Origin of the sequence: Streptomyces sp. NBC_00259 (assembly GCF_036181745.1) — a bacterium.
In the GTDB taxonomy this organism is placed as follows: Bacteria; Actinomycetota; Actinomycetes; order Streptomycetales; family Streptomycetaceae; genus Streptomyces; species Streptomyces pratisoli.
Map to the genome: position 1 here is coordinate 666557 of NZ_CP108080.1, position 13406 is coordinate 679962.

Annotated in this window: 13 protein-coding genes; 5 read left to right on the forward strand and 8 right to left on the reverse strand. The window is 71.3% G+C overall.

The annotated features are described in order from the left end of the window. Window positions 1-83: 83 nt before the first annotated feature. The gene (locus OG766_RS02895) at window positions 84-1682 is read right to left on the reverse strand and encodes an alpha-amylase family glycosyl hydrolase (protein ID WP_328724482.1); all 1599 of its coding nucleotides are present in this window, start codon (window positions 1680-1682) and stop codon (window positions 84-86) included. A gap of 62 nt (window positions 1683-1744) precedes the next feature. Further along, window positions 1745-2590 (reverse strand): endonuclease/exonuclease/phosphatase family protein, encoded by an 846-nt coding sequence (locus tag OG766_RS02900; RefSeq protein WP_266376697.1) that lies wholly within the window; start codon window positions 2588-2590, stop codon window positions 1745-1747. Between the two features lie 149 nt (window positions 2591-2739). Between OG766_RS02900 and OG766_RS02905 the strand changes: the two genes are divergently transcribed. Continuing rightward, window positions 2740-4896 carry a glycoside hydrolase family 3 N-terminal domain-containing protein gene (locus tag OG766_RS02905; protein ID WP_266376695.1) on the forward strand — a complete coding sequence of 719 codons (2157 nt, stop codon included), beginning with the start codon at window positions 2740-2742 and terminating at the stop codon, window positions 4894-4896. 470 nt (window positions 4897-5366) lie between these two features. On the opposite strand, the gene OG766_RS02910 is transcribed toward OG766_RS02905, so the two are convergent. After that, on the reverse strand, window positions 5367-5774 hold the full coding sequence (locus OG766_RS02910; protein WP_266376692.1) for a RidA family protein: 408 nt from the start codon (window positions 5772-5774) through the stop codon (window positions 5367-5369). A gap of 145 nt (window positions 5775-5919) precedes the next feature. On the opposite strand from OG766_RS02910, the gene OG766_RS02915 reads away from it, so the two are divergent. Continuing rightward, window positions 5920-6300, forward strand: coding sequence for a winged helix-turn-helix transcriptional regulator (locus tag OG766_RS02915; RefSeq protein WP_266376690.1), 381 nt, complete (start codon window positions 5920-5922; stop codon window positions 6298-6300). A gap of 40 nt (window positions 6301-6340) precedes the next feature. Here the strand turns inward: OG766_RS02915 and cpt are convergent, their stop codons facing one another. The 3 genes from cpt to OG766_RS02930 form a co-directional block, all read right to left on the reverse strand. Further along, on the reverse strand, window positions 6341-6874 hold the full coding sequence (gene cpt, locus OG766_RS02920; protein ID WP_328724483.1) for a chloramphenicol phosphotransferase CPT: 534 nt from the start codon (window positions 6872-6874) through the stop codon (window positions 6341-6343). Between the two features lie 155 nt (window positions 6875-7029). Then, window positions 7030-7704 (reverse strand): PepSY domain-containing protein, encoded by a 675-nt coding sequence (locus OG766_RS02925; RefSeq protein ID WP_328724484.1) that lies wholly within the window; start codon window positions 7702-7704, stop codon window positions 7030-7032. A gap of 139 nt (window positions 7705-7843) precedes the next feature. Continuing rightward, a complete protein-coding gene (locus OG766_RS02930; protein WP_266376680.1) occupies window positions 7844-8302 on the reverse strand; it encodes a VOC family protein in 459 nt (152 codons plus the stop codon). Window positions 8303-8757: 455 nt separating this feature from the next. On the opposite strand from OG766_RS02930, the gene OG766_RS02935 reads away from it, so the two are divergent. Beyond that, on the forward strand, window positions 8758-9618 hold the full coding sequence (locus OG766_RS02935; protein ID WP_328727417.1) for a DUF5996 family protein: 861 nt from the start codon (window positions 8758-8760) through the stop codon (window positions 9616-9618). Here the strand turns inward: OG766_RS02935 and OG766_RS02940 are convergent. Continuing rightward, window positions 9515-10039 (reverse strand): HAD family hydrolase, encoded by a 525-nt coding sequence (locus tag OG766_RS02940; RefSeq protein WP_328724485.1) that lies wholly within the window; start codon window positions 10037-10039, stop codon window positions 9515-9517. The two genes, OG766_RS02935 and OG766_RS02940, sit on opposite strands and share 104 nt — an antisense overlap. 4 nt (window positions 10040-10043) lie before the next feature. Continuing rightward, window positions 10044-10667 (reverse strand): class II fructose-bisphosphate aldolase, encoded by a 624-nt coding sequence (locus OG766_RS02945; protein WP_328724486.1) that lies wholly within the window; start codon window positions 10665-10667, stop codon window positions 10044-10046. A gap of 415 nt (window positions 10668-11082) precedes the next feature. Here OG766_RS02945 and OG766_RS02950 point away from each other — a divergent pair, with 415 nt between their 5' ends. Both OG766_RS02950 and OG766_RS02955 read left to right on the forward strand, forming a co-directional pair. Next, window positions 11083-11382, forward strand: a complete 300-nt coding sequence (locus OG766_RS02950) for a hypothetical protein (RefSeq protein ID WP_328724487.1) — start codon at window positions 11083-11085, stop codon at window positions 11380-11382. Window positions 11383-11392: 10 nt separating this feature from the next. Continuing rightward, window positions 11393-13402 carry an AfsR/SARP family transcriptional regulator gene (locus OG766_RS02955; protein WP_266376668.1) on the forward strand — a complete coding sequence of 670 codons (2010 nt, stop codon included), beginning with the start codon at window positions 11393-11395 and terminating at the stop codon, window positions 13400-13402. Window positions 13403-13406: the final 4 nt, after the last annotated feature.

Genomic DNA, 13406 nt, shown 5'->3' on the forward strand with positions numbered 1-13406 from the left:
GAGGAAGGGTGGGCCGGCCGCGCCTTGGCGGGTGGCCCACCCTTCCTCGCGTTCCGCGTACCCCGTGAGGTCCGCGCGGCGGCTCAGAGGGCGAAGATGCCGTATCCGAGGCCCGCCGCGTCGATACGTCCGTCCCGCACCGTGACTCCCGACGCCTCCAGCGGTGTCGCGGTGTCCGTCGGAGCGGCGGCCTCCGTCGGTTCGTGACGGGGGTTGACCACCACCAGGTAGCGTCCGCCGCGGACATGGACCAGCGGGTAGCCGGCGTGCAGGACCTCCGTACTGCCCGTGGGGCCCAGCTCCGGCGTGGCCTTGCGCAGCGCGATGAGGCGGCGGACCAGGTGCAGCAGGGAACCGGAGTCGGCACGCTGGGCGGCGACCGTCGGGCGGTCGGGGTCGGGGTCCACGGGCAGGTAGAGACGGTCGGCCGGGGCGGTGGAGAAGCCGGCGTTGGCCGAGTCGTCCCACTGCATGGGCGTACGGGAGCCCGCGCGGTTGTAGCGGGGGCCGAGCCGGCTGCCCTCGTGGTCGGGCAGGCCGGGCACGTACCGCATCCCGATCTCGTCCCCGTAGTAGATCGCGGGCAGCGTGGGCCAGGTGAGCTGGAAGGCGAAGGCGGCGGGCAGTTGCTCGGCCGTGCGCGGGCCGCACGCGAGCCGGGAGAAGTCGTGGTTGGCCGTGGGGAGGGAGAGGAATCCGGCGTCGCCGACGGCGTCGGAGGCCGCGCGCCAGCCGTCGAGGAAGGTCCGCGGGGAACCCTTGCCCTCGGCGTCGAAGTAGGGGGCCTGCGGCTCCCACTGCTCGCTGACCGTGCCCGTGAAGTTGTTCCACAGGGAGCGCAGGAACAGCCCGTCGTTGTCCGAGCCGAACTGCAGGAAGAAGTCGGCGTGGAAGCCTGCCGGGACGGACGTCGCCGGGTCCCCCCACTCGGAGAGGAGCGCCGCCTGTGGGTGCTCGGCGTCGAGCCAGCCGCGCAGTTCACGCCAGAGTTTGACGGTTTCGGCGTGGCCCGGGTCGTCCTTCACGAGTGAGGCGGCCATGTCGACCCGGAATCCGGACAGGCCCAGGGCCAGCCAGTGGTCCATGATCTCGCGCAGTGCCTGCCGGTTGGCGCGTGGGCCCTCGGCGTCGACGGGCAGCCGCCAGGGCTCGGCCGGGTCCATCCGGGCGTGGCCGAAGTTGAGCGCGGGCTGGGACTCGAAGAAGTTCGGCTGGTAGAAGCCGGGGCGGGTGCCGTGAGACGCGACGAATCCCTGGGGGGCTTCGGCCGTGTCGGCCCAGATGTAGCGGTGGTCGGAGGGGTCGTTCGCCGATGCGGTGAACCAGGGGTGCCGGTCGGAGGTGTGTCCCGCGACCAGGTCGAGCAGCACGCGGATGCCGCGGCGTCCGGCGGCGTCGACGAGCCGGGCGAGGTCGTCGTTGGTGCCGTAGCGCGGGGCGACGGAGAGATAGTCGCTGACGTCGTAGCCCGCGTCGTCGAACGGTGAGGCGAAGCAGGGGTTGAACCAGACGGTGTTCACGCCGAGCCAGGCGAGATGGTCCAGTTTCGCCTCGATGCCGGCGAAGTCGCCGATGCCGTCACCGTTCGAGTCGGCGAAGCTCTGCGGATAGATCTGGTAGAGGACGGCGTCGGCGAGCCATTCGAGGGCGGGGCGTGGGGGCGTCGTACGGGGAGACGTCATGAGGTGGGATCCTCCGGGTCGGTCCGAGCGCGCCGTCGTGGGTAGCGTCGGCGAGGGGCGGGTCATCGGGGTGTGCCGGCGTGGGGCCGGTCATCGGGGTGCGTTCCGGCGTGAGCGGGTACGTGCACGAGCGCCTGTACGGGCAGATGGTCGCTGGGGAAACGGCCGCCCGCGGCGAAGGTGTTGACGGCCGCCGAGCGGACTCGGGTCCCCCGTGAGGCGAGGATCCAGTCGATCCGTTCGCCGCCCGCGACCGGCGGCCGGTGGCCGTGGAAGGTGCCGTACGCCGGGCTCCGCTCCTCGGCCGCGTCCCAGGTGTCCACGAGATCCGCCTCGGCGAGCAGCGCGGTGTGCACGGCGTCGTGCCGCGCGGGGGCGTTGAAGTCGCCGGTGACGATGCGTGGGAGGTCCGGGGCGAGCGCGTTCAGCCGTTCGGCGAGCAGCCGGCCGGAGCGCTCACGGGCGTACGCGCTCACATGGTCGAAGTGGGTGTTGGCGGCGTGCAGTTCGCCACCGGTGGCCAGGTCGCGGAAGTGGACCCAGGTGACCATGCGGGGCCAGCCGCCGCCCCAGGTGTTGGAGGCGATGACCTCCGGCGTGCCGGACAGCCAGTAGTGGCCGTGCGCGAGGGGTTCGAGCCGCCGTCGGTCGTAGAGGACGGCCATGAACTCGCCGCGGCCGCCGCCCTCCCGTCCCTGGCCGATCCAGGCGTAGTCCGCGCCGATGGCGGATTCGAGATCGCGCAGCTGGCCGTGCAGGCCCTCCTGGGTGCCGATCAGATGCGGCCGTTCGCGGCGCAGCAGTTCCGCGGCGACGTCCCGCCGCCCGGACCAGGTGTGGGGCGGGTTGTCCCAGTCGAGCTGCAGGTTGAAGGTCATGACCCGCAGCCCGTGCGCGTGGTCCGTCATCCGCTCACCTCCGAGATCGGGTCCTGCGGCGGTTGCCGTCGGATACCTCTCCCCGCTCCTTGTACGCGCTTGCTGAATGCGCTTACATTGATTCGGTCAGAACGTTAACTTCGCTGGTAGCGATGCGGCAAGAGGCAGTGAGGGCTCGCATGCTTGGACCGTACGAGGGCAAGGTCAAGGAACTCCTGGACCGGATGACGACCGAGGAGAAGCTGGGACAGCTCCAGCAGCTGACCTGGACGGGCGACACCGGACCCGGCGGAGGCCAGACCGAGCACACGGAGGCGGCGGCCCGCGCCGGGCTGCTCGGCTCCGTCCTCAACATCCATGGCGCCGGGCACACCAACGCGCTGCAGCGCATCGCCGTCGAGGAGTCCCGCCTCGGCATCCCGCTGCTCTTCGGCCTGGACGTCATCCACGGGTTCTGGACCACCTTCCCGATCCCGCTCGCCCAGGCGGCGAGCTTCGACCCGGCGGTGGCCCGGCTCGACGCCGAGGTGTCGGCGAAGGAGACCCGGTCCAACGGTGTGCGCTGGACCTTCTCCCCCATGATGGACGTCACCCACGAGCCGCGCTGGGGACGGATCGCGGAGAGCTGCGGCGAGGACCCGTATCTGAACGCCGCCTTCGCGGTGGCCAAGGTCCTCGGCTACCAGGGCTCGGCCGACGGTGCCGAGCTGGCCTCCGAGGACCGCGTCGCGGCCTGCGCCAAGCACTTCGTCGCCTACGGCGGTGCCGAGGGCGGCCGCGACTACAACACCGTCGACGTCTCCGAGCAGCGGCTGCGCAATCTGTATCTGCCGCCCTTCAAGGCGGCCCTCGACGCCGGAGCGGCCACGGTCATGGCCGCGTTCAACACGGTCGGCGGCGTCCCGGCACACGGCAACGCGCACACGATGAACACCGTCCTCAAGGGAGAATGGGGCTTCGAGGGCTTCGTGGTCAGCGACTACACGGGCGTCGAGGAGCTGATCGCGCACGGCTTCGCCGAGGACGGCGCGGACGCGGCGCGCCTCGCGCTCAACGCCGGGGTCGACATGGAGATGGTGTCCACGAACCTGGCCGATCACGGCAAGGAGCTGCTGGCCGACGGCCGGATCTCGACGGACCGGCTGGACGACGCGGTGGCACGCATCCTGCGGCTGAAGTTCGCGCTCGGGTTGTTCGACGCCCCCTACACGGACGAGTCGGCGGCCGTCGACGGCCCGACTCCCGCGGCGCGCGCGGCAGCCCGTGAGGCCGGCGCCCGGTCGATGGTGCTCCTGCGGAACGAGGGCTCCGTCCTCCCGCTGAGCCCGGACGCCCGCTCGATCGCCGTCGTCGGGCCCCTCGCCGACTCCACCGATCTGCACGGCACCTGGGCGGGTCCCGGCGTGTACCGCTTCCCCTCGGTCAGCGTGCTGGACGCCGTGCGCGCGGCGGCACCCGGCGCGGACGTCATCCACGCAGGTCAGGAGGTCGCGGAGGCGGTCGCCGCCGCCGAGGCCGCGGAGGTCACGGTCCTCGTCGTCGGCGAGCCCCCCGCGCTCAGCGGCGAGGCGGCCGTACGCAGCGACATCGCTCTGCCCGCCGGGCAGGAGGAACTCATCGCCGCCGTCGCCGCGACCGGCAGGCCCTTCGCCGTGGTCCTGCTGAACGGCAGGCCGCTGACGCTGGGCAGTTGGCTGGACTCCGCACCCGCCGTGCTGGAGGCCTGGCACCCCGGCATCGAGGCCGGTCACGCCGTGGCCGATGTGCTCTTCGGCGCGGTCAACCCCGGCGGCAAGCTGCCGGTGACCTTCCCACGTGCCGTGGGCCAGATCCCGGTCTACTACAACCACGAGAACACCGGCCGTCCTTACCGCCCGGAGCAGCCCCACGAGAAGTACGTCTCCAAGTACCTGGACCTGTCCGACGGGCCGCGGTTCCCCTTCGGGTACGGGCTGAGCTACACGACCTTCACCACCGGCGAGCCGGAGCTGAGCCGCACCGGCGTCGCGGTGGACGCGCTGGAGCGCGGCGAGACGGTCGAGGTCTCGGTTGCGGTCACGAACACGGGAGAGCTGGCCGGGGACGAGGTCGTCCAGCTCTACGTCCACGACGTGGCGGCGAGCATCGCGCAGCCGGTGCGCCGGCTGCGCGGCTTCGAGCGGGTCACGCTCGCGCCGGGAGAGAGCACCACGGTGCGGTTCCGGCTGGGTGCCGAGGATCTCGGCTTCTGGACGAACGACCCGGCGGGGACCTTCACCGTCGAGCCCGGCCGTGTCGACGTCTACGCCGGTACGAGTTCCGCGGCGCGCGCCTGCCGCACGCTGACCGTCGTCTGAACCGCCGTCTTGAACCGCCGTCCGAGCGCTCTTCGGCAGCTGGCCGCCACGTCGGGGTCGGCCTTGGCAGTACGCGAGCGAGTATGCGCATACATGGTTGCCTCACGCCCATCGAGTCGGCCTCACACGGCGCGGTGGTCGAAGATCACGGGATTGCGCGGGGTGTCGGGGATCTCTCCGATCCCCGACACACGGCATCCCGCCGGTGACGGAGGTGCCCGCGCGAAGCTGCTACCAGAACCTCTCGAACGTCAACCGCCGGTTCCGCGAGCTGACGCGGCATGCGCCCACGCGACTACCGTGCGGCGTACCGGCCGTGATCCCGGCGGGCGCCGGGCCGGGCCCGGGATCGGCTCCATGAGCCCGGGCGGCCGGACCGCCGGACCCGGCAGGGTCCGGCGGTCCGGCAGGGCGCGGCAGGGTCCGGCGACGGAAGGCCCCGTCTCGACGCACCGCGAAGTGCGCCTGGCTCAGTCGATGACCGCGGTGGCTTCGATCTCCACCAGATGGTCGGGTACGTCCAGCGCCGCGACGCCCAGCAGCGTGGCCGGCGGGACCGGGGTGACTCCGAGCTTCGCGGCGGCCCGGGTGAGACCCTCCATGAGCAAGGGCATCTTGTCGGGGGTCCAGTCGACGACGTAGAAGGTCAGTTTCGCCACGTCGTCGAAGGAAGCGCCCACCTCGGCCAGCGCGATTCCGATGTTGAGGTAGCACCGCTCGACCTGAGCGGCGAGGTCGCCTTCACCGACCGTGACCCCATCGGGACCCCAGGCGACCTGGCCGGCGATGAACACCAGCTTCGACCCGGTCGCGACCGACACCTGCCGGTAGGCACCGACCTCCGGCAGTCCGCCGGGATTCACCAGGGTGATGGCCATACTGCACGCCTCCTTGTCATGAGCCCGTGGACGCACGGCTCGTTTCCGTCGAGCCCACGCACGTGCTCTCTTGCGGTTACCCAAGAACCGTAGGAGAGTGAACGCCGACCTGGAAGAACGCACTTTTCGGTGACTGGGGAACCTCATGGTGACCAAGCAGTACAGCGGCTCGCCCCACGACGCGGACCTGAGGCGCGCGGACTCTCTGGCGCGGGAGATCTTCTCGGACGTCGCGAACAAGTGGGCGTTGCTGATCATCGAGACCCTCGGCGAACGCACCCTGCGCTTCAGCGAGTTGCGGAACGAGATCGAGGGCATCAGCCACAAGATGCTCACCCAGAACCTGCGCATGCTGGAGCGCAACGGCCTGGCCGGGCGAACCGTGCACCCCACCGTGCCGCCACGGGTCGAGTACACCCTGACCGAGGCGGGCCGGGCGTTGCAGGCGACGGTCGACGGCATGTGCGACTGGACGCACCGATACCTCGGCCACATCGAGGCCTCGCGCCGCACCTTCGGCACCTGACGGGCGCGCGGCGCTCGCCGGCCACAAGCCGGTCCGGCGCTCAGCCGACGTGAGCGGCGATGGTGCGGGCGCACACCAGGGACTCGGTCCGCGTCGTGTCCACCTCCACGTCGTAGAACACCCCCTCGTGCACCGCATCCGCCTGCGCCGCGGCCATCCCCTGGATGCGATCTCCTCGTGCGACCTCACGGCCCGCGGCGACCGCACTCTCGCACCGGACACCGACCCACAACACCGGCAGACCGTCCAGAGCCTTCTGCCACCGCTGCTGGGACGTCGCTCCACCGAGGAAGACATCGTCGATGACGACCCTGGCGCCCGCACGGGCCATCGCCACGACGCCCGCCGTCCAGGCCGCCTCCAGCGCCCGGAAGTCCGCCCCGATGCTCACCTCGCCATCGGCCGTGAACACGATCCCCTCGTCCGACGCCCGCATCTCTGCGGGCAGAGCGTCGACGAACGAGTCGCACCCGAACGCCAGCCAGGGATCCGGCAGAACGGCCTGCAGGCACCGTACGATGCCGGACTTCCCCGAGCTGGAACCACCGTTGAGAATGATCATCCGAGTCGTCACCGGGCCACAGTAGGGGCGCCTCCCGCCCACCACGTAACGAATATCGGCATGCGATCGCGCGGTCGAGCTCGGCGCGCGTCAGGCGGGTGTCAGACGGGCGTAAGGCCGGCTGCGCCGGTCGGCGCAGCGGCCTGACCCGGATACGAAGCCCGTGCTCAGTCCCGGTCGACCTCCTCGCGCAGGACCTCGCCGCTGACGGCGTCGATGTCGAACGCGGTCTTGTACCCGTCGTTCTTCGTCACGACGTCGACGGACCAGATCGGGCCACGGCTGTCCGCGCCCTCGAGGCCGACGGCACTCACCGTGCCCTGCTTGCGGTCGGTGGCGGTCGTGGCAGCCCGCTGTGGGGTGATCTTGGCCTTGCTCAGCCGGTCGGCGAGCTGCTGCCTGTCCTCGTTGTCCTGGTCGGACTCGACGCGGGACTGCGTCACCTGTCCGGACGCGGCGTCGACGTGCACGTCATGGGCCGTACCGTCCGCGGCGGCGATCTCGCTCTCCCACTCCGGGGTTCCGGCCTGGGCGCGCTTCAGCTTGATCTCGATCAGCTTGCTGCCGGGCACCTTCGCCAGCGCGGTGTCCGCCGCCTCGTCCCATCCGATCTTCGCGGAGGTGACCAGCGCCTGCCGCTCCGTCTGGTCCCTGGTGAGCCCACCGGGAGTCGTCTGCCCCACAGCCTGTGCCGGAGCGGTCGGGGCCGCGGCGGAGGTCTTGCCCTGCCCGCCGTCCCCGCATCCACTCACCACCACCGCCGAGGCGGCTACGGCACACAGCGCACCAATGACACGGCCACGGCGGCGACGGCCGCCGGAATGCACGGATACAGAACTCATGCGCCCAGCCTCGCCCCCAGCAGTCCGCAGCCCTGGCACCACACCCCGCTTCGGACGGATCGGGACAAAGAATCCCCCGCACGACGCCTCGCGGAGGCGGAGGCGGGGGCGGAGACGGAGACGGGGCGGACGCCCAGCACTACTGACCTGTTGCGGCCGGTCGGTCGGCGAACACACCGTGCAGCATGCCGGTGGCCTGGCCGACCTCGATGAGATAGCCGTCGGGGTCGCGCAGGTAGCAGCGCAGCTCGGCCTTCCGGTCGAGAGGCTCCGTGAGGAACTCCGCGCCCTTCGCCACGGCGTCGGCGTAGAAGGCGCGGATGTCGGCGACACGGACGTTCATGAAGCTGGAAACGGTGTCGCCCGCCTCCGGGGCTACGAGGGTCACCCCGGGCTTGTCCGGGGTGGGTCCGCCGCCGGGGTTCATGATGATCCAGCTGTTGGCCACCTTCACGATGGCCGGATTCTCGCTCAGTACGATCTCGCCGCCGAAGATGTCGGCGTAGAAGCGACTCGATCTCGCGACGTCGCGCACGGTCAGGAAGTGCGTGATGACAATCCCTTGCTCAGGGGCGGGCAGGTCGCCTTGAGCAGCCATGTCTGTGACCCTCTCGTACGGGAGCAGAGCCAGGCCGTACACCAGGCCCCTTCTCGTGCCCGGACCGGCTCGGCCCGGGTTCCCGCGTCGTCCGAGAACAAGTCTCCGCCATCGCGCGCACGGTCGCGATTCGCCCACGTGCGGAGATGTCCCACCGGCGTCGGGAAGCGCCGGCGGTCCTGCCACCGTCCGAGTTGCCCGTGTGCCCCGCGGCGGAGAGTCTGCTGGAAAGGAACCTGTGGCCCCGGCGGACACCACACGAGCCGCGGCCCCCGGGAGCTTGTGCCGCCCGGTCGGGCCTCCCCCCGGCCGATGCGGCCGAGCCCGCCCTCGTCCCGCCCACCGATGACGCCGATCCGGAAGGCACAACGGTGACTCAGCAGACAACGCACGCGCGCGAACAATGGCCCCAGCTCAAGGTGGCCGACTGGGCCGACACAAGAGACACCCTGCACATGTGGACCCAGATCGTCGGCAAAGTGCGCCTCGCGCACGCGCCGTTGGTGAACCACTGGTGGCAGGTCACGCTGTACGTCAGCCCACGCGGGCTGACCACGTCCACCATCCCGTACGGCTCAGGAGTCTTCGACATCGAGTTCGACTTCGTCGATCACGAACTCCGCATCCGCACCAGTGATGGTGCCGTCCGCGCAGTGGCCCTGGAGTCCAAGCCGGTGGCCCGGTTCTACGCCGAGACGATGCGGGCCCTGGACGAGATGGGGATCGAGGCGCGGATCCAGGCCCGCCCGAACGAAGTCGAAACGGCGATCCCGTTCGCCGAGGATCACGATCACGCCTCCTACGACCCCGGCGCCGCCCGCCTCTTCTGGCAGCAACTGCTGCAGGCCCACCGGGTCATGAGCGACTTCCGCTCACGCTTCACCGGCAAGGCGAGCCCGGTGCACTTCTTCTGGGGAGCCATGGACCTGGCCTGCACGAGGTTCTCCGGCCGCCCCGCCCCACGGCACCCGGGCGGCGCGCCCAACTGCGGTGACTGGGTCATGGTGGAGGGCTACTCCCGTGAGCTGAGCAGCTGCGGCTTCTGGCCCGGCGGCGGCGAGGAAGGCGCCTTCTACGCCTATGCCTACCCGGAGCCCGACGGCTTCGCCGACTACCCCGTGACTCCGGCCGATGCCTTCTACAGCAGGGAGAACGGCCAGTTCCTGCTGCCCTACGAGAAGGTCCGCACCGCGAGTGACCCGGATGCCGTCCTCATGGCGTTCCTGCAGACGACCTACGAGGCGGCGGCCGAACGCGGACGGTGGGACCGCGACATGCTCGAATGCGACCCCCTTCGCTGGCGGGAGTTCCAATGACAGCGACGACGGCGATGACGGCGATGCGAACGGACACCTCCGCGGAGGTGGAGGCGACGGCGAGCGTCCACCCGGCCTCGTACGCCTCCGCGGCGAGCCTCCGCACGCCGGGCCTGGGAGGAATGTCTCCGCCGCGGATGATCCCGGTGTAGATCTCGGTCTTGCGGCGGTGCCAGGCGGCGACCTGTTCCTCGAGTGCGGCCGGGTCGGTGGGCAGACCGGCGGCGGCGACGAAGTCGGGGGTCAGCAGTGTCCGCATCCGCTCCTTGCCGCCGCCGACCTTCACCTTCTCCGCGTACTCCTCGTCGCTCCACCGCACGGGCAGACCGAATTCCTCGAACGCCGCGTTGAACGCGGGCAGATGTCCGTCGCGTTCGGTGTCGGCGAGGACGCCGTCGCAGTCGAAGATGAGCGCGGGCATGGTCTCAGCCCGCCCGCCCGGCGCTGCCGAAGAGCCTCATCAGGGAACCGGCCAGGGCGATGACGTCCTCGCGTACGGCCCGGAACTGCGACGGCGGATCCCACTTCTGCCGTTCCGCCGCCGTTTCGAGGAAGGCCAGATTCGACTTCATGAACGTCTCCTTGAGGGCGGTCGAGATGTTGACCTTCGCGCACCCCCGGGAGATCAGGTCGCGGAACTGCTCGTCGGACAGTCCGCTCCCGCCGTGCAGGGCGATCGGCACCGGATAGGCCGCCACCAGGTCGGACACACGCTGGGCGTCGAGCACCGGCGCCTGCTTGTACGAGCCGTGGGCGTTGCCGATCGCCGGCGCGAAGACGTCGACCTGTGTGGTCCGCAGGAACTCCAGCGCCACCGCGAGGTCCTGCTGCGCGGCGGCGGTGTCGCTGCCGATGCCGTCCTCCACACCGGTGATCGATTCGATCTCGCCCTCGACCGCGGCCCCGTACGCACGAGCCTCCGCGACGACCTCGACGGTCTGCCGCATGCTCTCCTCGACCGGCAGGCTGGAGGCGTCGAAGAGCACCGAGTTCCACCCCCGCCGCAGGCACTCGGTGATGACCTCGCGTTCCGGACAGTGATTCGGCAAACGGCGCGTCCTGCTGCTGACGCTCGCCGCGACGACCACCGGCACGGTCGTCTCCGCCCTGGCCGGTTCGCCGGCGCTGATGGTGATCGGCCGCGGGCTTCAGTCCGACGGAGCCGAAGCCGGAGCCCGTGGACGACACGGCAGGACTGGGTTGACTCGAGGCCCGAAGCGGCTTGGTGAGGTCCGAACTGGCGCTCGCCGAGGGCGCGGAGCCGGATCCGGCCGCCTCTCGCCCAAGGCCTTGTCAGCTACGCGCGTCCTGCTGCGCCGACTCAGGGCCGTGGTGACACGAAGCTGCAGCGACCGGTGCATCATGCTGACAACTTCAGGTCTGCTGCCGCCCCTTGGCGACTGGCAAGGTCACACGTGGCGAAAACACCCCCTACGTGAGCCACAGGGAGCAGACGTGTACCTGATGTCAGTTGTGAACAAGCCTGCCCGCCGTGTGCGTGTCCTTGTCGCACTGGGTTTCGCGGCCACCACGCTCGTCGTGACCGCCGGTTCCGCCACCGCGAGCCCCGCGCACGGGTCCCCGGTTCCACAGGCCACGTTCCAGCACCTGCACCACTCCGACGGCCGCCACGGCCACGGCGACCACGATCCCGCGCAGGAAGCGGCCGAGGCGTTCTGCAGAAGCCTGGCGGACGCGGCTCGGCAGGGGCACGTACCAGAGTCGATACTCGCGCTGTGCAAGCAGGTGAACGGCTGGGACTAGGCCCCGAGCCATGCGGTTTCAGCTTCTCGGGCCGCTGAGCATCTCCGACGGTCCGCACACTGTCGTCCTGCCCCCTTCGAAACCCACCATCCTGCTGGCCTCGCTCCTGCTCCACTCCCCCGCCGTGGTGTCCGTCGAGTACCTCCAGCGGGCCATGTGGGGCGAGGAGCAGCCCGCCACCGCCAGGGCGGCGCTGCAGACCTGTGTGCTGCGGCTGCGCAGGCTGTTCGTCAAGCACGGCGTCACCGCCACACCGATCGAGGCCGTGCCCGGCGGCTACCGCATCAGCGCCGGGCCGGCCGCCCTCGACCTGGTCGACTTCCGGGAGCGGGTGCGGCTGGCCGCCGGCGCGGCCCACGACCCGGACAAGGAGCTGTGCATGCTCTGGGACGCGCTCGCGCTGTGGCAGGGAGCGCTGCTCGCCAACGTACGCTCCGACGTGCTGCAGCGCGACGAGGTGCCGAGGCTCGCCGAGGAGCGGCTGCGGACCGTGGAGCGCGTCTGCGGCCTCCAGCTCGCGCTGGGGCGGTGCGGCGAAGCGCTGGTGGAGCTGTGGAGCGCCACCCGTGCCCATCCCGGCCACGAACGCTTCCGCGAGCAGCTGATCGAGGCGCTGTACCGGAGCGGGCGGCAGAGCGAGGCGCTGGCCGAGTACCGCAAGGTGAAGGAGTACCTCCGCTCCGAGCTGGGCGTCGACCCGTCCCCCGCGCTGCGGGAGCTGGAGTTGGCGATCCTGCGCGGGGACGACCTGGGCCGCGGGGACGGCCTCGGCGGCCGCGGGGATGCCGGCCGCCAGCAGGCGTCCGTGGTCCTGAGGCCGGTCCTCGCGGGCGCGGTCCTGGGCCGCGGGGAACCGACGAGCCGCGGGCAACCGACAGGCCGTGGAGAGCTGACAGCCGGTCCCGCGGCGGACGGCCGCCGGACGGCCGTGCCGCCCGGGGGCCCGAGCGGCGCCGGCGGACCGGCCCGTGACGTGCGGGCGGACCGTGACATGCAGGCGGACGGTGACGTACGGCCGGAGCGTGCGGTCCCCGTACTCGCCGCGTCCGAGGAACCGTTCGTCACCGCGGTGCCGGTGGTGCCGTCGTTCACCGGCCGGGCCGCCGAGACCGCGGCGGCGGCCGCGCGGCTCGTCGAACGGAGCGGCGCCGAACCGGCACTGGTGCTGGTGTCGGGAGCACCGGGCATCGGGAAGTCCGCACTCGCCCAGCACGTCGCCCATCTGCTGCGCGACCGCTTCCCCGGCGGGCGACTGCTGGTGCGGATGGTCCGTCGGGACGGGACGCCGCGCACGGCGGCCGAAGTGGCCGCCGGCATCACGGCCGTACTGCGCGGATCCGAGGGGGACGGCCCGGTGCTGCTCGTGCTCGACGACGTCGTCGACGCGGACCAGGCACGGCCGCTGTTGCACCTGCGGCCCGACGTCGCCGCACTCGTCACCAGCCGGATGTGCCTCGCCGGCCTGATCGCCACCCACGGCGGGCGGGTGCAGCGGCTCGGGCCGCTGGACGAGGAGGAGTCCCACCGGCTCCTGCAGGCCACGCTCGGTGCCGAACGGGTGGCCGCCGAGCCGCGGGCGGCCCGTCAACTGGCCGATGTCTGCGGCCACTTCCCGCTCGCCCTGCGCATCGTGACGGCACGGCTGCTGACCCGGCCGGAGCTGTCACTCGCCCACTGCGCGGACTGGCTCGCCGACGACCCGCTCGCCGCGCTGTCCCTGCCCGGATCGCCCCAACTGTCCCTCGGACACGTGCTGGCGTCGGCACTCGGCCGGATCGGTCCACGGCCGGCCGAGGTGTTCGTACGCCTCGGCCGGCTCGGCCGGGAGAAGTTCCACGCCGCCGACTGCGCGGCGGCGCTCGGACTGTCCGCCGGCGAGGCCGAGGACGCACTGGAACGGCTGGCCGACGCCGGCCTGCTGGAAGAGGGCCCACCCGGCCCGTACCGCATGCATGAACTGCTGCGCGTCTACGCGCGCACAAGCGACCCGCGACGAAACTCTCCCACACAGAAGGTGTGACGTC